The 19,887-nt window shown below is 50.0% G+C and carries 16 protein-coding genes; 13 read left to right on the forward strand and 3 right to left on the reverse strand.

Going from position 1 to position 19,887, the window contains the following annotated elements; all coding sequences use genetic code 11:
- Nucleotides 1-42 precede the first annotated feature (42 nt).
- Nucleotides 43-1,929: a DNA mismatch repair endonuclease MutL gene (mutL, locus tag A8O25_RS03110; RefSeq protein ID WP_066830777.1), complete on the reverse strand. Its 1,887-nt coding sequence runs from the start codon at nt 1,927-1,929 to the stop codon at nt 43-45.
- A 375-nt stretch (nt 1,930-2,304) separates the two neighbouring features.
- Here mutL and A8O25_RS03115 point away from each other — a divergent pair, with 375 nt between their 5' ends.
- From A8O25_RS03115 to prfB, 13 genes are all read left to right on the forward strand, one after another.
- Nucleotides 2,305-5,256, forward strand: coding sequence for a serine hydrolase domain-containing protein (locus A8O25_RS03115; protein ID WP_066830779.1), 2,952 nt, complete (start codon nt 2,305-2,307; stop codon nt 5,254-5,256).
- 790 nt (nt 5,257-6,046) lie between these two features.
- The gene (gene bshA, locus A8O25_RS03120) at nt 6,047-7,183 is read left to right on the forward strand and encodes an N-acetyl-alpha-D-glucosaminyl L-malate synthase BshA (protein ID WP_066830781.1); all 1,137 of its coding nucleotides are present in this window, start codon (nt 6,047-6,049) and stop codon (nt 7,181-7,183) included.
- Nucleotides 7,184-7,284: 101 nt separating this feature from the next.
- Nucleotides 7,285-7,503 carry a hypothetical protein gene (locus A8O25_RS03125; RefSeq protein WP_153042567.1) on the forward strand — a complete coding sequence of 73 codons (219 nt, stop codon included), beginning with the start codon at nt 7,285-7,287 and terminating at the stop codon, nt 7,501-7,503.
- Complete coding sequence (locus A8O25_RS03130) at nt 7,487-7,789, forward strand: type II toxin-antitoxin system RelE/ParE family toxin (protein ID WP_066830784.1); 303 nt, start codon at nt 7,487-7,489, stop codon at nt 7,787-7,789. Before A8O25_RS03125 ends, A8O25_RS03130 begins: the two co-directional genes overlap by 17 nt.
- A 326-nt stretch (nt 7,790-8,115) precedes the next feature.
- Entirely contained in the window at nt 8,116-8,487 is a 372-nt protein-coding gene (locus tag A8O25_RS03135) for a hypothetical protein (protein ID WP_066830786.1), read from the forward strand.
- A gap of 111 nt (nt 8,488-8,598) precedes the next feature.
- On the forward strand, nt 8,599-9,168 hold the full coding sequence (locus A8O25_RS03140; protein WP_066830788.1) for an NUDIX domain-containing protein: 570 nt from the start codon (nt 8,599-8,601) through the stop codon (nt 9,166-9,168).
- A 132-nt stretch (nt 9,169-9,300) separates the two neighbouring features.
- Complete coding sequence (locus A8O25_RS03145; protein WP_066830984.1) at nt 9,301-10,104, forward strand: lysophospholipid acyltransferase family protein; 804 nt, start codon at nt 9,301-9,303, stop codon at nt 10,102-10,104.
- Nucleotides 10,046-10,333 (forward strand): Asp-tRNA(Asn)/Glu-tRNA(Gln) amidotransferase subunit GatC, encoded by a 288-nt coding sequence (gene gatC, locus A8O25_RS03150; RefSeq protein WP_066830789.1) that lies wholly within the window; start codon nt 10,046-10,048, stop codon nt 10,331-10,333. Before A8O25_RS03145 ends, gatC begins: the two co-directional genes overlap by 59 nt.
- Nucleotides 10,334-10,338: 5 nt before the next feature.
- A complete protein-coding gene (locus tag A8O25_RS03155; RefSeq protein WP_161947686.1) occupies nt 10,339-13,377 on the forward strand; it encodes a tetratricopeptide repeat protein in 3,039 nt (1,012 codons plus the stop codon).
- Between the two features lie 11 nt (nt 13,378-13,388).
- On the forward strand, nt 13,389-14,123 hold the full coding sequence (locus A8O25_RS03160; RefSeq protein ID WP_066830986.1) for an ABC transporter ATP-binding protein: 735 nt from the start codon (nt 13,389-13,391) through the stop codon (nt 14,121-14,123).
- Complete coding sequence (locus A8O25_RS03165; RefSeq protein ID WP_066830793.1) at nt 14,120-14,671, forward strand: cob(I)yrinic acid a,c-diamide adenosyltransferase; 552 nt, start codon at nt 14,120-14,122, stop codon at nt 14,669-14,671. Before A8O25_RS03160 ends, A8O25_RS03165 begins: the two co-directional genes overlap by 4 nt.
- Before the next feature lie 75 nt (nt 14,672-14,746).
- Nucleotides 14,747-15,802, forward strand: coding sequence for a branched-chain amino acid aminotransferase (locus A8O25_RS03170; protein WP_182511561.1), 1,056 nt, complete (start codon nt 14,747-14,749; stop codon nt 15,800-15,802).
- A gap of 225 nt (nt 15,803-16,027) precedes the next feature.
- Nucleotides 16,028-17,105, forward strand: a protein-coding gene (prfB, locus tag A8O25_RS03175; RefSeq protein ID WP_153042568.1) for a peptide chain release factor 2 whose coding sequence is annotated in 2 segments (ribosomal slippage) — nt 16,028-16,087 and nt 16,089-17,105 — 1,077 coding nt in all. Because the reading frame shifts where the segments join, the coding sequence is not laid out codon by codon here.
- Nucleotides 17,106-17,378: 273 nt separating this feature from the next.
- Here the strand turns inward: prfB and A8O25_RS03180 are convergent.
- Complete coding sequence (locus tag A8O25_RS03180) at nt 17,379-18,314, reverse strand: DUF1735 domain-containing protein (protein WP_066830799.1); 936 nt, start codon at nt 18,312-18,314, stop codon at nt 17,379-17,381.
- Between the two features lie 25 nt (nt 18,315-18,339).
- A complete protein-coding gene (locus tag A8O25_RS03185; RefSeq protein WP_066830801.1) occupies nt 18,340-19,863 on the reverse strand; it encodes a SusD/RagB family nutrient-binding outer membrane lipoprotein in 1,524 nt (507 codons plus the stop codon).
- Between the last annotated feature and the right edge of the window lie 24 nt (nt 19,864-19,887).

The raw sequence follows: 19,887 nt of genomic DNA on the forward strand, positions 1-19,887 counted from the left end.
CGGGCTAGTTTTTCTGAAAACAGCCCGAAAACAGGAATATACCTAACTCTTCAAAAACAGCTCCTGCAACTGGCTGAGCTGCAGAATCACCAGCGTTTTCTGACCGCTGGGCGTGTAATTGGGCACCTGGCAGGCAAACAGCTGGTCTACCAGCGCGTTCATCTCCTGGTCGTTGAGGCGGCCAGTCAGCCGGGACGAAACACGTTTGGCCATGGCCCGCGCCAGGTTCTCCTGCCGGTCTACTTTTAAACTGGACAGGTTGTTCTTATATTGTTCCAATAAGCCTTCAATCAGTTCGCGCTCATCACGGAGCGGAATCTCTGCCGGGATTCCGTTCACGGCAATGGTGTTGGCCCCGAACTCATGCAGCACAAACCCCAGCGCGCTGAACTCCTCGGCCAGCTCCATCACCAGCGAGAAATCTGAAGGCGATAACTGCAGCGTCTGCGGGAACAACAGCTGCTGTGACGCCCCCGACCGTTTGCCCAGCGCCTGGCTGTATTTCTCGTACAGGATACGCTCCTGCGCCGCCTGCTGGTCTACCATCATCAACCCAGACTTCACCTGCACCAGTATGTACTTCTGATGCACCTGCAAAGTTTTAGAACCGCCCGTCATGCCCGCAGAAGCCGCCGGAAACGCCTCTTCGTCAGAGAACAGCTTGCTCTCCACGTTGTTTTCTGGGCTGCTTTGCCGTGCCGCTTCCCGCAGCGCGGAAGGCGTGAAAAAACTCTCATCCCGCTCGCCAGACCCACTGCTGCCCCCGCCGCTGAACGCTTTGCTGGCAAAGGTAGTGGTGACCGGCTGTGACACCGGCGGCTCCGCCGAAGCTCTGGGTGCCCGGGCCGGGGCGGCCTCAAAATCAGTAGACGCGGGAAACTTCATGGGCTGCAGCGGAATATAGTTCACATCGGCCCCAAAGTCCAGCGAAGGGGCAATGTTGTGCAGCCCCAGGCTCTGTTTTACTGCCGCCCGCACAATGGCGTAGACCGTTTTCTCGTCCTCAAACTTGATTTCGGTCTTGGTAGGGTGCACGTTAATGTCAATCGTTTCCGGCGCAATTTCCAGAAACAGGACGTAAAACGGAAAGCTGTCTTTGGGCAGCAACCCTTCATAGGCCGTGAGCACGGCGTGGTTCAGGTACTGGCTCTTGATGAAACGATTGTTCACAAAGAAAAACTGCTCACCACGGCTCTTCTTCGCGAATTCGGGTTTGCCAATGTAGCCGCGTATGTTCAGAAACGGGGTGTTTTCCTCACAGCTGGCCAACTGCTCCTTGTACTCCTTGCCAAAAACACTCACAATGCGCTGGCTCAACTTCCCGGCGGGCAGATTCATCACCTCCACCTCGTTCTGGTACAAAGAGAACGCAATCTCGGGGTTGGCCAGGGCCACGCGCTGGAACTCGTCCAGGATATGGCGCATCTCCACGGGGTTACTTTTCAGGAAATTCCGCCGCGCGGGTACGTTGTAGAAGAGATTTTTGACGCTCACCACCGTGCCTTCGGCCATGGCCGTGGGTTCCTGTTTAATGACCTCGTTGGCTTCAATGGTGAGACACGTGCCCAGCTCGGTGCCGCGCGCGCGCGATTTCAGTTCCACCTGCGCCACGGCGGCAATGGAGGCCATGGCCTCGCCCCTGAACCCCATGGTCCTGATGCGGAACAGGTCCTCGGTGGTCTGGATTTTGGAGGTGGCGTGGCGCTCAAAGCACATGCGGGCGTCGGTCTCGGTCATGCCCAGGCCGTCATCTACCACTTGTATGAGCTGCTTGCCCGCGTCTTTCACAATGAGCTGAATACTAGTGCTGCGCGCGTCTACGCTGTTCTCCAACAACTCCTTCACCACGCTGGCCGGCCGCTGCACCACCTCGCCGGCGGCAATCTGGTTGGCCAAATGCTCGGGTAGTAATCTTATAATATCTGCCATACAAACTTCCCTGCGTAGATTTCGTGAGCTTTTAGCCGTTGCTGCCGCGGCTCAAAACCGCTTTGGCAGCATTTTCTTCGGCATAAAAGCAAAATTTTCAGTAATATTACCAGCTTAAACAGCGACCTGAGGCCCCTCCTGCTCACCCGCTCGCTCTTCTGCTTCTTACGGTGAAACCAAGGCAAACTGCCGTCACCGTTGGGTAAGTTGAAGGGCGTTCTTGTAACGGTGAGGCACCCAACAATTCCGTTTTGGGCTTGTTTTGGGAAAAAGAGGCGATAAACGCCTTTCGGCGGAACAAAGGTCGCGGCTTGGTTTCCTTCTGCGAAATTAGGCCTATGAAACAGTTATTCAAATTTTATTACGCGTTGTGAAATGCTAAGACGATATAGCCTGGGGCTGTTGGCGGTGGTGATGGGCGCCTGGTGGGCTTTGTCGGGGTTTACACCGGCGGGGCGGGCCAAGCCCAGCCTGCAGGAACAGCGTTGGGTAGACAGTGTGTACCAGAGCCTTACGCCCGACCAGCGGCTGGGGCAGCTGTTCATGGTGGCAGCATACTCAAATAAACCGCAGAGCCACGTGCGCGAGATAGAAAATCTGGTGACCCAGTACGGCATTGGCGGCATCATGTTCATGCAGGGCGGCCCCGTGCGCCAAGCCAAACTGACTAACCGCTACCAAGCCTTGGCTAAAACTCCGTTGCTGGTGGCCATTGACGCTGAGTGGGGCCTGGACATGCGTCTGGACAGCAGCATGCACTTCGCCAAACAGATGACCCTGGGGGCCCTGCCCGATGACCGGTACGTGTACCTCATGGGCCGCGAGATTGCGCTCAAGCTCAAACGGCTGGGCGTGCACGTGAATTTCTCGCCGGTGGTAGACGTGAACAGCAACCCCAACAACCCGGTCATTGGCAACCGCTCCTTCGGCGAAAACAAGGAACAGGTCACCCAGCGCAGCATTGCCTACATCAAAGGCCTGCAGGACCACGGCATTATTGCGGTGGCCAAACATTTTCCCGGCCACGGTGACACTAACACAGATTCGCACAAAACTTTGCCGGTGCTGCACCATGACCTGGCGCGGCTTTCTGACGTGGAACTGTACCCGTTCCGGCGCTCATTTGACGCGGGCGTGATGGGCGTAATGGTGGCGCATCTGCACGTACCTAAGCTGGATTCTATTGCCAACCGCGCTGCCACGCTGTCGCCGTACTTAGTTCGCGACTTGCTCAAAGGGAAGATGGAGTACGAGGGGCTGGTTTTCACCGATGCGCTCAACATGAAAGGCGTGACCCGCTACCACAAACCCGGCGAGGTAGACGCGCTGGCCTTTATGGCGGGCAATGACGTGTTGCTTTTCTCTGAAGATGTACCCAAAGCCATCGCCAGCATCCGGCAGGCCGTGCAGGACAGCACCATTCAGGAAACTGAGATTGAGACGCGGGTGCGCAAGATTCTGCACGCCAAATATTGGTCAGGCCTGAATCAGTACAAGCCGGTAGATTTGCAGGATTTGTCGCATGAATTGAGTTTGCCCATGAGCCAGGTGCTGCAGCAGCAATTGTATGAGCAGGCCGTGACGGTGGTGGTGAACAAAGACAATTTGCTGCCGTTCCGGGTACTGGACACCACCGAGTTTGCGTCGGTGTCCATTGGCACCGGCTACAACAACGCCTTCACCAAGACCCTGGACAAATACGCCTCGTTCAAGAAATTCTCGGTAAGTAGCCGCATTGCCCCCGACAGCGTGTATGCTACTATCAAGAAAGATTTGGCTGGGTCTGATGTGGTGGTTATTTCCCTGCATAACTTGAACAGCACGCCGGGAAGGAACTTTGGAATTTCGGGCACCGCCCTAAACTTTATCAAAGACCTGCAGCGCGACCCAACCAAGAAAGTAGTGGTGGTGGTGATGGGCAACGCCTACAGCCTCAAGAATTTTGAAGACAGCAACTGGCTGGTGTGCGGCTATGAAGACAATGAGGTGGTGCAGAAAGTAGTGCCGCAAGTGTTGTTCGGGGCGCTTCCGGCCAACGGGCGGCTGCCGGTCACGGCTTCGCCGAAGTTCAGGGAAGGGGTTGGGCTCTCCACGCCTTCGTTGAGCCGCCTTAAATATTCGGTGCCCGAAAGTGTGGGCATGAACTCGGCTACGCTTAAGCAGATTGACAACATCGCCCTGGAAGCCATTGCCTACGCGGCCACGCCGGGTTGCCAGGTGCTGGTGGTGAAAGACGGAACCGTGGTGCTGGACAAAGCCTACGGCTACTACACCTATGACCGCACCCAGCCCGTTACCGAGAAAACCATCTATGACCTGGCCTCTATCACCAAAGTAGCCGCCACGCTGCAGGCCGTTATGTTCCTGAACGACCAGGGCCGATTGAACTTAGATGCCAAGCTGGTTACCTATCTACCTGAATTGAAGGGCTCCAACAAAGCCAACCTGTTGGTACGGGACGTGCTCTTGCACCAGGCCGGTCTGAGCGCCAACCTCCCGTTCTGGCAGAGAACCCTGTTAGACGGCAAGCCGAACCCCATTTACTATGACACCCTGCGGTCAGAGGCATATCCGTTGGAAGTAACGCCTAATCTATTCGCCAGCCGCCGCGTGGAGGATTCTGTCTGGACCTGGATTGTGAAATCTAACCTGGTGGGTAAGCGCCTGGCCAGCGGGAAGTTTGAGTACCGTTATTCAGACATTGGCATGCACCTCATGAAGCGTGTGGCCGAGCGGCTCCTGAACCAATCCCTGCCTGACTTCCTGGAGCAGAATTTCTATTCGCCCCTGGGCGCAAGTAGTCTGACCTATAACCCGCTGAACAAATTCCTGAAAGAACAGATCGCGCCCACGGCGAAGGATACCGTGTTCAGAAGAACGCAATTGCAGGGAACGGTGCATGATGAAAACGCCGCCATGCTGGGCGGGAAAGCCGGTCACGCGGGCTTGTTCTCCAACGCTAACGACCTGGCCATTCTCCTGCAGATGGATTTGCAGCACGGCAACTACGGCGGTCAGCAGTATTTCAGAACGCCGGTAGTCACCAACTTCGCGCAGAGCGCCAGCCTGGATAACCGCCGCGGTCTGGGCTGGGACAAACCCGAGCCCCAGGGAGACGGTCCCACCTCTGAACTGGCCCCGTTGAGCACGTATGGGCACACCGGCTTTACCGGCACCGGCGCCTGGATTGACCCGGACAACAACCTCATTTACATCTTCTTGTCTAATCGCGTGCACCCTGAGTCAGAGAACAACAAGTTGCTCCAATACAATATCCGCACGCGTATTCATGACGTGGTGTATCAGTCGTTAGAGCAGAGCCAGTAGTTACAAAAAAGCTAAGCAATAGCAATAAGAAGAGGGAAGGTTAGAAACGGTCTAATTCTCCCTCTTTCTTATTAAGTAGTAGTCCCAAACTTTCCGCTTTGCGGTAAAGATGTTTTTACGTTTTGGAGCTAGTTCTTGGAAAACAGCCCGAAAACAGAATTCTGAAAGTCAAATCAAACACTTGCGATTGACACATAAAGGAAACCCATATACTGGCTTCTTGTCTTAAAGTGAACGTGGTGATTCTCTGTGTGCGCGCTATTAGCATCTTCCGAGCCATAGTGGGGGACGCCATGACCGGCAGGTGTACTCCCCTTCCCATGGCGCAAGCGTCCGCTTGTGCCGCTGTTTTGGGGCTACTTTTCGAAAAACAGCACCAAAACAGGAAATTCCTAATCTTATAAGGCCTAGCACCGAATTTATTTTCAAGTGGCGGGTTGGTTCATCCAAAGAAATATTTACAGTTTATTTTAAACTTAATTCAGGCTTCTGCATTAGTATATAGGTATAAAGACAATTTGCATCTTCCACTTTGTCATTCTGAAAGAATCTAGGCAGCGAACTAGATAAGCATTTGCCTACCGCTACTGCCGTTCGTCACCGAGATTCTTACAGAATGACAGAAAGGGAAATGTGTAAGATTAATGGCACCCAGAACTTAGTATACCCAAGCATACCGTTCAGCCCCCTGTTTCTCATAACGTTTCTTACCTTTACAACCCGTTTGAATTGCTATTGAACAGGCCGGTTTTGCTTGATTGTTTATTGATTTTGATATACTGAAAGTATCATGAAGATAGGAATTGTGTGTTACCCCACCTTTGGCGGTAGCGGCGTAGTGGCCACTGAACTAGGGAAAGCGCTGGCCCAGAAGGGTCATAAAGTGCATTTCATTACCTACAGCCAGCCCGCCCGGCTGGACTATTTCAACGAGAACCTGTTTTACCACGAGGTCAATATCCCCAATTACCCGCTGTTCCAGTACGCGCCTTATGAGTTGGCACTGGCCAGCAAGATGGTAGACATTGTGCAGTTTGAGAAGCTAGACGTGCTGCACGTGCATTATGCCATTCCGCATGCCTCGGCAGCGTTCATGGCCAAGCAGATTCTCTTGACCAAAGGCATTCAGATTCCGGTGATCACTACGTTGCACGGCACAGATATCACGCTGGTGGGCAAAGATGCGTCGTATGAGCCAGTGGTCACGTTCAGTATTAACCAGTCAGACGCGGTGACCTCGGTGTCTGAAGACCTGCGCAAGGAGACGTATGAGTACTTCCCTATTGAGAAAGACATTGTGGTGATTCCCAACTTCATCAATCTGGAGCGGTTCCAGAAGCAGAAGAAAGAGCATTTCAAGGCCGCCATTGCGCCGTTTGGCGAAAAACTGCTGGTGCATACCTCCAATTTCAGGGGCGTGAAACGCATTGGCGACGTGATTAAAATTTTCTACAAAGTGCGCGAGCAGATGCCGTCTAAACTGTTGCTGGTGGGTGACGGACCTGAGCGCCCCAAGATGGAAAACCTCTGCCGCAAGCTCAACATCTGCCAGGACGTGCGCTTCCTGGGCAAGCTGGAAGCCGTGGAGGAACTCCTCTCAGTGGCCGATGTCTTTTTGATGCCCTCTGAAAAAGAAAGCTTCGGGTTGGCCGCGCTGGAAGCCATGGCCTGCGAGGTGCCCGTGATTTCGTCTAACGCCGGAGGTTTGCCAGAATTGAATATTCACGGCGTGACCGGCTTCGTGAGCAACGTGGGTGATGTGAAAGACATGGTCAAGAACACGCTTTTCCTCCTGCAAGACGACCAACTGCCAAAATTCAAAGCCGCCGCCCTGGCCCGCGCCAAGGAGTTTGAGATAAACAACATTGTGCCTATGTATGAGGCGGTGTACCAGCAAGCCATTGATGCGGTAAAGGCGGCGGTGTAGTTTTCTGTTTTCGGCCTGTTTTTTGGAAAATAAGCCGGAAACGGAAGAAATTCGTATCTTTAGTTAGAATTTTTGCAATGGGAGTTATGAATATACAGACATTGAAGTACGAACTCATAGAATGGGTCACTAAAACCAATGATAGCGCCCTTCTACAAACCCTCAAGTCTATTAAAGACTCTAATATTGCCTCCAGCGATTGGCTAGAAAAATTAACGCCTGCCGAGCAGGAATCTTTAAACCGCGGTATAAATGACCAGGCACAAGGAAAAGTGTTAACAAGCAGAGAGTTTTGGGCGGATTATGAAGACAACGTTTGACATTCGCTGGTCACAAGAGTCGAAAGCGAAGTTTCAAAAGATTATCGCCTATCTGCGCGCGGAGTGGACAGAAAAAGAAGTCAAAAAATTTGTAAAACGGTTAAAGGAATTTGAGCAAATAGTGGTGCTTTTCCCAGAACTCTATGCCCCCACTAGGGGCGGACTTCGGCGCGCAGTTTTAGGCAAACATCATTCAGTTATTTATAGGATAGATTTTCAACATCGGCTTATCAGAGTCTACACTATCTTTGACAACCGGCAGAATCCGGCCTCTTTGAAAGGGTAATCAAAATATTTCCGTTTTTAGCCTGTTGTGGCGAAAATAGGCCAAAAACGCAAATTCCACTTCTCCCCTTTGTCATCCTGAAAGGAACTTAGGGAACAATGGGCGAACTAGAAAAGCACTTCTCCCCGCTATTGCCACCTGTTCCCTAAGATTCTTCCAAAATGACAAAGAGTGGAGGAGGTAGAAGAACTTGAGAGAAAAGAGCCGGTCAAGGAAGAATAGTAATGAATGGTAGAGAGTTAATGAATTAGAAAACCCGCTCTCTACCCAATCCTCTCCTTCTTCGTACCAAATCACTAAAAACAACGCCCACTTTACTTCTTCCTATGCGCAACTTCAAAATCAGCACGTTTGTGGGCCTTATCTGCGTGGTACAGCTATTGGTAGTGCTGGGCTTCGGGTGGTACAAGGAAAGTGGGGACCTGAAAACGGCGGCCATGTACCTGGTGGTATTTTACCTGACGGCGGTGCTCATCAACTTCGTGTTTGGTTTCTTTCTGATTCTCATCAACCTCAAAAACCGGCTGGACCGGCTCACCTTTCTGCTGCTGTTCCTGCTGGCGGCCTTTCTGGTGGGAAATGAGTTTCTCCAAACCAATGGCTACGTGCTGTACCGGTTTGTAATCATGGTTTCCTTCTTTTTGTGTGCCTTCTACTTCTACCGCGTGCTGAAAAAGAACCAGGCAACTGTCGCGTGATTACGGCACTTGCACCTTCCGTTTTTGGGCTGTTTTCAGAAAAACAGCAAAAACGGAATTCTCCTTTTAAATTAGCACATCAGCACCTTCAAAAATTAGCATAGTAACCTCGTGAAACCAGAACATTCTCTAGATAACCCGTGGACCACCCTTGAAACCAAGCCCGTGTACAGCAACCCCTGGATTAGCGTGCGCGAAGACCAGGTGATTAACCCCGGCGGCGGCAACGGCATTTACGGCGTGGTCTCCATGAAGAACAAGGCCATCGGTATTATTCCCATTGATGACGAAGGCAACACGTGGTTGGTGGGCCAGTACCGTTATCCATTAAACGAGTACTCGTGGGAGATTCCCATGGGCGGCGGCCCCGTGGAGCTGGACGTGCTGGAATCCGCGAAGCGGGAACTGAAGGAGGAAACCGGCCTCACCGCCGCTGAATGGACCAAAATTGCCCGCATTCACACCTCCAATTCCGTCACAGACGAAGAAGGGTTTATTTTTCTGGCCGAGGAACTGACCCACGGCGAGACCGAGATGGAGGAAACCGAGGACATCAAAATCTGGAAGCTTCCGTTCCCTGAGGCCGTGAGAATGGCCATGAACGATGAGATTACCGATGCCATCAGCGTGGCCGGTCTGCTCAAAGCCGAAAAGATTTTATTGACCCGCCGCCCAAAATAAGCGCTTTTTATTGCACTAACTTTTAGTGGCTGGCGTTGCCGTTTTGAGCCTGTTTTGGTGAAAACAGGCCAAAAACGGGTGGCACCGGCCAGAAACGTGGTGCATTTCCTTTTAATTCGTAATTTTGGAAAGATGAAAGCGCTCAAGGCCATCGGTAGAAAGGTGTATTCAGTGTGGTGTACCACCTGGTTTGTACTTCCGTTCATTGTGACGTACCCGCTGTTTAGGCTGTTTATTGCCAAACCCAGCCGTCTTAAGCACGCGCACACCATTAACCGCATCTGGTCTAAGCTGCAGCTGCGCATGTACCTCATGCCCATCACCATACGTGGCCGCGAGCACATTGACCCCAAGCAGCTGTACGTGTTCGCGCCTAACCACAGCTCGTACATTGACATTCCGTTGATCATTGCGGTCATGCCCGGTTTCCTGAATTTTGTGGGGAAAAAGTCTTTGACCAAGGTGCCGCTGTGGGGCAAGATTTACCAGGCGCTCTACATTGCCGTTGACCGGGACAGCCCCGTGAGCCGCGCCAAAGCCTACGTTTCCAGCAAGCAGAGCATTGAGGCGGGGCGCAGCGTGGTGATTTTCCCCGAGGGCAAGATTTCGCCGGAGGCGGGCCGTACCATGCTGCCGTTCAAAGACGGTCCGTTCAAGCTGGCCATTGAGAAGCAGGTGCCGCTGGTGCCCATCACCATGCCCTACAACCACCTGTTCCTGCCAGACGTGAAAGGCAAACTGGTCATTAGGTACCACCCGCTGGAAATGACCATTCACCCGCCAATTTCTACCCAAGGCATGACGTTAGTGGATTTAGAAGCTCTCAAACAGAAGACCTTTGACATTATACAAGCTGAATTAGACGCCCACCAACCACATGAGTACCAACATAGAAACCCTGCGCCAGTTGGCGCACTTAGCCCGGCTAGAGTTTGACCAGACCAAAGAGCAGGAAATGCTTCAGGACCTGAACAACATCTTGAATTGGGTAGACAAGCTGCGCGAACTGGACACCCAGCACGTGGCTCCGCTCATTCATATTTCAGAAGAACTGAATGTGATGCGCGAAGACGTGGCCCAGAACACCGTGAAGCATGAAGATGCCCTGCGCCTGGCGCCGCGCAAAGATTCAGATTATTTCAGGGTTCCTAAGGTTCTGGAGTAGCCTTGATGAAGCCTTTCCCATATTGGCAGGCCCTGGAGCCAAGCCGGCGTTTTCTCTACCTTTTCCTCACGGCCCTTGTAGTGGCCGTGATTGGTTTAGGGGTGTACGGTTATTTCAAAGGCGAACAACTTGTTTATCCGTTAGAAAAGGAAACGGAGCTGTTCCCGGCTGAGGCGCACCTTTTTCCGTCGGCCCCTTTGCTCACTCCTATGCGGGTAGAGGTCAATGCCTATTTGGTCTCGGAACAATATGCCATTGGTGCCATGCATCTCCCCCAGTGGGCGGTTTGGGTGCATTTGGCGGGTCTGGCGGTAGCACTGGTCTTCTTCTGGACAGAGACCAGCACCTTAACCCGTATGGCATATTACGTGGCGGCTACGCTGGGCATGCTCTGGCTCTCCACGTTCAACCTGGACCTGTTGGGGATTTTCCCGGGCACCAGCCGAACGCTTTTACTTATTGGGTTAGGCCTGTTTGGGGTGACCAGCTATCTTTTTCATGCTTTCTGGCGCTCAGGCTCTTTTCTGTTACGTTTTGTGGTGTTCACAGCGCTTACCCTCCTCTTCGGCGGAGCCGTTTTCTTTGCCTCCCCCCTTTCTGGTGCCCTGACAGCCCTGCATATTGTCAATTACAGCACGTTGGGCAGTTTTGTGGCCGCGGTGCTGCTGATGCTGTTAGTGGCGTATGAGAACCTGCACGGCCTTCTCTGGTTCAATACCCATGCCCAACAGCCGCAAAGGCGCTTCGGGCTCCCACAGTTTCTCCTGATCAGTGTACTTTACCTGGGCAACCTGCTCCTGTTGTACCTCCGGCAGGCCGGAATCCTGGAGATAGATTACTTGGGGTTTGATGCCTTGCTGCTCTTCCTTTTTTCTACTGCAGTAGGGTTCTGGGGCCTGCGACAACGGGAGGTGCAATATGCCCGTTTTCTCCAGTTTAAAACCGAGGCAGCGCCTCTGTACCTGGTATTAGCCCTGCTGTCTTTCCTAAACCTGGGGTACGCTTGCTTAATGGCCAATGATACCATGGTACAAGCCTACCGCGGTGCTATCATTCTTACACACTTGGCTTTTGGCATTTCATTTTTGCTGTACGTTCTGGCTAATTTCTGGCCGCTGCTAAAAGAAAAGCTGCGGGTGTACCGGGTGGTGTATGACCCAAAGCGGTTGTCCTTCTTTGTAGTCTACCTCATGGGGGCGGTGTTGCTGGTGATCATGGTCATCAGAAACAACTATGCTGTTTTTTACCAGACCCAGTCAGCGTACTACACCTATCTGGGGGATATGTACCAACAGACTGAAGAAAGTCCGCTGCTGGCAGAGCAGTTTTACAGCGAGGCCAGTCACCGCTCCAGGAGCAATACCCGAGCTCTAGCCTCTCTGGCAGACATGTACCATGCTGGCGGCATGCGCACCTTAGAGAGGAACCGGCTTGAGGATCTTCTCTCCAGAAAACCCTCCCCGCAGGGATTCTTACAATTAGCCAATCTCTATACAGACCCGTCAGATTTGTTTGACCATCTCAAGGTCCTCCAGACGGGTGTACGCCAGTTTCCTGAATACGCGCCGCTTCTGAACAACCTGGGCTTGCTGTATGGCACCACTACCTTCACAGACTCTGCGGCTTTTTATTTAGACAAGGCGCTGGCTCACAGCCATGAGCCGGAAGTGGTACAGGCAAATCAGCTGGCATTTCTCTTCAAGCATGGCTTTAAGCAGCAGGCGGTAGAATTCTCCCAGACGTATGACCATGACCGCCACCTGCCCCTACTGACAAACAAATTAGCCATCGGTTTTCTTATTGGTGGAAAAACACCTGTACAGACAACGGCTCCATTACAGGACAGCATCCTGTCTTCCGCATCTTTTGCGTATTTCTACCTCCAACACCTGCTTCCTACATCTAAAGGCGAGCGCAAGGCGGGCATTGCCCAAGTAGACCGGCTCCTGAGACAAGAGGCAAACCTTGGGTTTACTGATGACCTTACCCTCCTGAAGGCTGTTCTACAGCAACGGGCCGGTTACCCCGCTCAGGCAAAAGCGACCCTGGAGCAATTGGCCGCTAACAATACAGCAACGGCTGGCCACTACAATGACATTTTGGGGCAATGGATGCTGCAGGTACAGCTGTATCCTTCTGCTGCTGCCTATTTTGGGAAGGCCCGGCAGGCTGGGTACCGTGATGCGCAGTTACATGAAGCGGTGGCCTTGGCCTTGGCTGGGCAAGAAAGTGAGGCCGCTCAACTGGCGCTGCAAACCACTACCCTGCCGGAGGCGTGGCAACAGCGCGCCGCCACCCAACTGGCCATTGCCACGCAGTTGACGCCTAGCCAGGCAGCCACAGCCCCAGATTCCCTGAAAGTCCAGTTTCTGCAGCTTAAAGCCCAGAAGTTGCCCCTGGACCAGGTGGAGCAGGTGGCCACTACCATTACCACTCCAGCGCTGGCCCCGGCAGCTGCCTTGCCCTTGATTGAAAGGTATCTGCAGGAAAAAAACCTCACCACTGCCCAAAACCTGTTACAGGCCCATTTTCCGGCTTCTTTTCCCAAAAATTATCTAAAGTCAAAAGCCAACGCCTTGCAGGCGGCACTATGGTGGCAGGCAGAGCAGTGGCAGGAGCTGAAAACCCAGCTGCCTTCCCTTTATTTTACCCCCCAAGACATAGGTGTCAAGCTTTATTATCAGGCAAAGCTGGCTCAGCGTAATAAACAGACCAAAGAAGCGACTAATCTCTTTGAACAGCTGGTACGGCAGGCACCATGGTATGAAGCAGGTTATTTGGCTGCCGCCGATTTCCTGGTCCGCCAAAAGCAGCCTCTGAAAGCCTATGACTTACTGCTGGAAGGTATTACCTTTAACCCGTCCTCCATCGCTTTGAGAAAAGCCTATGTGCGGTTGGCATTTGACCAGGGGTTACGGGAGTATGGCCTGCAGGGACTGGAGCAACTGGAGCCTTTGTTACTGCCCGCTGATTACTTTCGCTTTAGAAAAGAAATAGATGCCAAACTGCAGGCCAGTGATTCACTGCAGCAGGAATGGCAATAAACAACGGCCTTATGAGCACCATCATTAAAACCGAGGAAATCTCTAAGATGTACCAGATGGGAACAGAACAGATCCACGCGCTCCGTTCTATTTCCATTGAAATTAAAAAAGGGGAATACGTGGCCTTCATGGGCCCGTCCGGTTCTGGAAAGTCTACGCTTATGAATATTGTAGGCTGCCTGGACACGCCCACCTCCGGCCGGTATATCCTGAACGGGAATGATGTCAGCAATATGGTAGACAACGAGCTGGCCACCGTGCGCAACAAAGAGATTGGGTTTGTGTTTCAGACGTTCAACCTGCTTCCCCGCTCCTCTTCCCTAGACAATGTGGCCCTCCCCCTGATCTATGCCGGTTACGGCAAAGCCGAAAGGGAAGAACGCGCCATGGCTGCGCTGACCAGCGTTGGCCTTGGCAGCAGAGCCCATCATAAACCCAATGAGTTGTCTGGTGGTCAGCGCCAACGGGTAGCCATTGCCCGCGCCCTTGTCAATGATCCCAGCATTATTCTGGCAGATGAGCCTACCGGGAACCTGGACACCAAGACTTCTTATGAAATCATGGAGCTGTTTGAGAACCTGCACGCCAAAGGCAATACCATTATCATGGTTACGCACGAAGACGACATTGCCCATTATGCCCACCGTATTGTGCGCCTGCGGGACGGGCTAGTAGAAACCGATGAAATGAACCAGAACGTGACGGTTCCTGCCCAGCAGGCGGCCGCGCATACTTCCCCCTCATGAAGATTTATACCAAGACCGGAGACAAAGGAGAAACATCGCTCATTGGTGGTACCCGCGTAAAGAAATCGCACCTGCGCATTGAGGCCTACGGTACTGTAGATGAGCTCAACTCTTTTATTGGCGTGGTGCGCGACCAGGAGGTAAACCAGAAACGGCAGGAGCTGTTTTCAGAAATTCAAGACAGGCTCTTTACTATTGGCGCTACCTTGGCCACAGATCCTGACAAAAACGTGAAGATGCAGACCCCAGACCTCCATGAAACGGATATACAGCTACTGGAAGAGCAAATGGATCTGCTGGACCAGCACCTTCCGGCATTACGCAACTTCATCTTACCGGGTGGTCACCAGGCTGTCTCTTTCTGTCACGTGGCCCGCAGCGTCTGCCGCCGGGCAGAGCGCCTGGCTATTGCCCTTCAGGAGGAATCTCATGTAGATGACCTGGTGGTGAAGTATTTAAACCGTCTTTCAGATTTCTTATTTGTCTTAAGTAGGGCAATAAGTTTTGAATTAGGAGTAAAAGAAATAACTTGGAAGCCTCGTATGTGAGGCTTTTTTTATTCTTTCCAGCCATATTTTACGTACACTATTACCATTTACACCATACCTATGCAAACAGAAGCGATGCCAATTCATACTACTGTTACCACCGCCAGCCAACTGGCTAACTTAGATTTAGAGAACCTCCAGTTCGGAAAAGTTTTTGCAGACCACATGCTGGTCATTGATTATAAAAACGGTGCCTGGCAAGAGCCTCACATCTTGCCTTATGGCCCTATTGAAGTAAGTCCGGCCATGGCGGCCATTCACTACGGCCAAGCGCTTTTTGAAGGCATGAAAGCCTATAAAACCAAAGAAGGTGAAGTCGTGCTTTTCCGCCCGCAAGCTAACTGGGCCCGGTTGAATGAATCGGCCAAACGCCTGTGCATGCCTGAGATCCCAGAAGACCTTTTCATGGAGGGTTTAAAGCAGTTGGTTGCTTTAGATGCGGACTGGGTTCCCCAGCGCCCGGGTTACTCTCTGTACATCCGGCCAGTGATGTTCGGGTCAGAGGGATTGTTGGGCGTTCGTCCTGCTGAGGAATACAAATTCATCATTTTCTGCAGCCCCGCCAGCAGCTATTATGCAGAGCCGGTACGGGTTAAAATTGAGGAACATTACACCAGAGCCGTTGAAGGCGGATTTGGTTTTGCCAAAGCAGCCGGGAACTACGGCGGCTCTCTGCTCCCGGCAAAGCTGGCCCACCAGGAAGGGTACCATCAAATCATCTGGACAGATGGCCGCGAACACAATTTCATTGAGGAGTCAGGCACCATGAACGTTATGTTTGTGATAGATGGCACCTTGGTTACCCCCGCCTTGAGTACTTCTATTCTGGCAGGGGTAACCCGTGATAGCGTACTACAGTTGGCCCGCGACTGGGGCATGAAGGTAGAGGAGCGCAGAATTCCTATTCAGGAAATTGTAGATGCCTACGCCGCCGGCAAACTGGAAGATGCGTTTGGTACCGGTACTGCCGCCACCATTGCGCATATCAAGTCTATCACCTACCAAGACCAGGAAATGATGTTGCCACCGGTAGCAGATAGAAAATTCTCCAACCGTGTTGCCCAGGAGCTGGATGCCATTAGGTATGGAATGGCCCCAGACCCTCATGGCTGGGTAGTTCCCGTTCAATAAGTATTCTTTCACTATATCCTTAGGAAGTAGCGGGCTGATCTGGCTCCTACTTCCTATTTTTGTTTCAGGGGAGACATCATAAAAAAGCGTAGCCAGGTGATTTCTGTTTTTGGCCTGTTTTTCAAAAAACAGTCAAAAACAGAAACCCGGTTCATGAACTGAACGGTTATTATTTGTGCTCCTGTACATACTTGCACCCAGTTAAAAATTACTAGATTATAAACCATGACTCAAGAACAGATTAAAGAGTTGAAAGGCCGCGTTGAGGCTTTGAGGAGGTATCTTTGACTATGATGCCAAGAAAGAACAGGTAACCGCGTTAGAAGAAAAATCTCTTGCCCCTGATTTTTGGGATGATCCTAAAAAAGCAGAGTCACTCCTGAAGGAAACAAAAAGCCTGAAAACCTGGACAGATGATTTTGAAGCTACGGCCAAAGCCGTAGAAGACCTGGAGGTGTTGTTTGATTTCTACAAAGAGGGTGACGTGTCTGAAGAAGACATGAATTCTGAATTCAAACAAACCGAGAAGGTAGTGGAAGGGCTTGAGTTCAAACGGATGCTCAGCAATGAGGAAGACCAGTTAGGCGCCATGTTGGAAGTAAACTCCGGAGCCGGCGGTACTGAGAGCCAGGATTGGGCAGAAATGCTCTACCGCATGTACCTCATGTGGGGAGAACGCAAAGGCTACACGGTTAAACAGGTAGATTTTCAGCCCGGTGATGGTGCTGGAATCAAGTCTGCCACGCTCCAGTTTGAAGGGGACTTTGCCTACGGCTACTTAAAAGCAGAGATTGGGGTTCACCGCCTGGTACGTATTTCCCCGTTTGATTCCGGCGGCCGCCGCCACACTTCTTTTGCCTCTGTCTTCGCCTACCCTATTGTAGATGATACCATTGATATTCAGGTAAACCCGGCAGATATTGAATGGGACACGTTCCGGTCAGGAGGTGCCGGTGGGCAGAATGTGAACAAGGTGGAAACAGCGGTACGCCTGAAACATAAGCCCTCTGGCATTGTCATTGCCTGCCAAATTGAGCGGTCCCAGCTCATGAACAAAGAGCACGCCATCAGAATGCTGAAATCCCAGCTCTACCAGATTGAAATCAACAAGCGGAATGAGGAACGGGATAAGCTGGAAAGCACCAAAAAGCGCATCGACTTTGGTTCCCAGATCAGGAACTATGTACTGCACCCGTACAAACTGGTGAAAGATATTAGAACCAGTGTGGAGCGCAGTGATGTGCAGAATGTGTTAGATGGGGATTTGGATGAGTATATTAAGGCTTATTTGATGCAGAGTTAGGTTTAAAAGTATCTAAATCCATTAACTATTAGATGGTTTACAATGGCAGAAGTTAGATTCTGAAACTAACTCGGATATCCATTAAATAATTTTATTTTACCTCCTACCTAGTTTTATTTTCTGGCTTTTTTCTAAAACAGCTAGAAAATAAAAAGATTACATATTCTGAAGAATCTATATTACTAACTATATTCAATTACAAGTTGTATTTCTCTTGTTTAATAATAAAAAAGGGCTGCAAATGCAGCCCTTTTTTATTATTAAAAGTTAATATTAGGGCCTAGGGCCCGTATAAATCCACTTCTCCTTCAAGAAGAGAGTTTCAACACCTGCTTGAACCATAATATAACTTACTTCTAATGTTTTATCACCAGTTGGAGTAATTGTCATTTTATTAACTCCTGTTGGATCAATTTTAGCGCTTCTATTACTAGCATTTCCAGCTGGATAGTAATTATCCACAGAAACTACATTATTAGTAGCCAAATCAAAATTAAAAACTGGGCTAAAGTTACCAAAATAGCTCCCTGCGCCAGCATTCAAGAAGCTAATACCTTGCAAACCACCGTTCAAAACTGGGTCAAAAGATTCATTTGAATCTTCATCTAATGTACGAAGCTGTCTAGTTCTTGGTGTATTAGCAGTAAACGCTGCATTAGAATGTCTAAAAACAATGTTTTCAACTCTGTAAACACCATCATATTTGTTCTTTACAGAAACAGAAATAACATTGGTGCCATAATTACCACTAATAGTATATCCTGCTTTGTCAACATTAGCAATTGATAGAGGTAAGCCATATACTACCGCTGGATTTAATAAGCTAGTATTTAAAGTAGCTTTCAAGACACCTTTTCTGCTTCCAGCAGGAATTACTACCTCCAACCCATTGGGTAAAGTGTAAAAATTTGTTGGTAATAACGTTCTTGTAGCAGGGAGTTTAGTAGGATCAATTTTCAATGTCACCTTGATATCTTCATTAGCTACTTCACTTGCGGCCAAATTGATTGTAATCAGATCAATGGCAGTTGGCTGGGCTGAAATCTCAGTAGCTATAGCCTTCGTAGTAGTAGGAAACTCTACCACTTTGAAGGCATCCTCATTGATCATACCATACTTTTGCTCTTCCTCAATAAAAGGATCATTTAGGCAAGAAGTCAACCCGGCTACAAATAAAGCCAAGGTAAACAGTTTAGAATATTTTATCATTTTCTTATAAGACTTAAATCAGAAACTATTTATCCCAAAACACTTTAGAAGTCTGAGGATTCACATTACCCTCAGCAGACACATTACCAGCATTTGTAGTATATTCAATAGTAGGATACTGCAAACGAAGTGGAATGATATTATTACCTCTTCCACTAGCCAGTGATAGCGGCAGGTCATTTGGAACACCTACTCTTCTGTAATCAACGTATGCTTCAAAGTTAGCAATACCAGTTAAAGCCAGGTATTTCTGCATTACTATCAAGTTAATTTTGTTAGCAGCTGCATCATAATTAGCAATGCTTTCAGTCAAATAAGTATTAGCAGTAGCTGTTGCATTTGTTACACCTAGCCACATAAATGACTCTCTAACCGCATTTTCATAGGCTGTTTTGGCATCACCGGCCATCCATCCTCTCTGAACAGCTTCTGCCTGTAAAAACATACTTTCTACTGAAGTCAACAGCCATTGGGGTTGTGTAGCACTTCTTGCTAAGCCTGGGCCAGCAACATCTGAAGAGTTAGCGGCCTTTGGTTCGTCGTTACCTATGGCTTCACCAAAGTTATAACCATAATAATCATTTGGCTGAGCAGTAGTTTTAGTAGCAACTTTGCTAAAAAAGTACTGATAGCGTATATCATTATTATTTCTATACTTATTCAATACATAGTTGTTGGCTCTGTTGTACTGATCTACTGCGGCTGTAGGGGCAGTAGCATTCGCTTTGTACGCATCCCAGAAAGGGTTTTGCTGCCCAGTGATAACAGCATATCCAGGTTGTACGGCGGCAGTCTCCCCGCTCATTAAAAACCCACTTCCCTCTGCTGTAACTTTAGCAAGTTCAGCAGTTGCATTGAACCCAGTTACCTCAGACTGACGAACGATTAGCTTGAGACGCTGAGTGTTGATTAATTTTCTCCACATCAATTTTTCAGCGGCGGCATCTGTAGTTCTCCCTGCACCAAATAGAATATCTACGTTACGCATTTCTGGGGTTATCTCAGCGTCAGCCATTAATTTGGCGGCTGTTTCTAACTGTACCAGCAGGTCTTTATAGATATCTTCCCCTTTATCATAGGCAGGCAAGATGTTCCCTTGAAAGTCAAATGCTTTGGAGTAAGGTACGTTGTTGTATTGATCCACTAAATACATAAAGCCAATAGACTTGATCACTTTAGCAGCAGCAGTATAAAATGGCTGGTTTAATACAACAGATTTCTTCTCCATGATATCTGCATCTGTTAAGATATCATACCAACCAGACCATTGTCCTGCCTGGTATCCAGTAGAGATGTTATAAGATTCCTGCTCATTGTTAGGACCATACGTTCCTGAACGAGCCCAGTAACCAGTCCAGTGTGCCGCATAGTTAAATGACGTAGCCACCCTGGCAGCAGTAGCATGCAAAGCCCTTGGCAAAATTAACTGAGGGGTAATAGACTCTTCAGTTGCCGAGTTTGGGTTTTGGTTGATATCAAAGAAGTCATCACCACAGCCAGACGCGCCAAGCATCAGCAGTGCAAAGACCGTATATATAACTTTTTTCATTTTACTTTTTTGTGTTTAAATAAT

Source organism: Rufibacter ruber, assembly GCF_001647275.1.
Classification (GTDB): Bacteria; Bacteroidota; Bacteroidia; order Cytophagales; family Hymenobacteraceae; genus Nibribacter; species Nibribacter ruber_C.

Excerpts from the sequence above, each read along its gene's own strand:
- mutL (WP_066830777.1), bottom strand. The coding sequence starts at position 1,929 with ATGGCAGATATTATAAGATTACTACCCGAGCATTTGGCCAACCAGATT.
- A8O25_RS03155 (WP_161947686.1), top strand. The coding sequence starts at position 10,339 with ATGAAGCCTTTCCCATATTGGCAGGCCCTGGAGCCAAGCCGGCGTTTT.
- A8O25_RS03115 (WP_066830779.1), top strand. The coding sequence starts at position 2,305 with ATGCTAAGACGATATAGCCTGGGGCTGTTGGCGGTGGTGATGGGCGCC.
- A8O25_RS03185 (WP_066830801.1), bottom strand. The coding sequence starts at position 19,863 with ATGAAAAAAGTTATATATACGGTCTTTGCACTGCTGATGCTTGGCGCG.
- A8O25_RS03170 (WP_182511561.1), top strand. The coding sequence starts at position 14,747 with ATGCCAATTCATACTACTGTTACCACCGCCAGCCAACTGGCTAACTTA.
- A8O25_RS03145 (WP_066830984.1), top strand. The coding sequence starts at position 9,301 with ATGAAAGCGCTCAAGGCCATCGGTAGAAAGGTGTATTCAGTGTGGTGT.
- A8O25_RS03180 (WP_066830799.1), bottom strand. The coding sequence starts at position 18,314 with ATGATAAAATATTCTAAACTGTTTACCTTGGCTTTATTTGTAGCCGGG.
- A8O25_RS03160 (WP_066830986.1), top strand. The coding sequence starts at position 13,389 with ATGAGCACCATCATTAAAACCGAGGAAATCTCTAAGATGTACCAGATG.
- gatC (WP_066830789.1), top strand. The coding sequence starts at position 10,046 with ATGAGTACCAACATAGAAACCCTGCGCCAGTTGGCGCACTTAGCCCGG.
- A8O25_RS03135 (WP_066830786.1), top strand. The coding sequence starts at position 8,116 with ATGCGCAACTTCAAAATCAGCACGTTTGTGGGCCTTATCTGCGTGGTA.
- A8O25_RS03165 (WP_066830793.1), top strand. The coding sequence starts at position 14,120 with ATGAAGATTTATACCAAGACCGGAGACAAAGGAGAAACATCGCTCATT.
- A8O25_RS03130 (WP_066830784.1), top strand. The coding sequence starts at position 7,487 with ATGAAGACAACGTTTGACATTCGCTGGTCACAAGAGTCGAAAGCGAAG.
- bshA (WP_066830781.1), top strand. The coding sequence starts at position 6,047 with ATGAAGATAGGAATTGTGTGTTACCCCACCTTTGGCGGTAGCGGCGTA.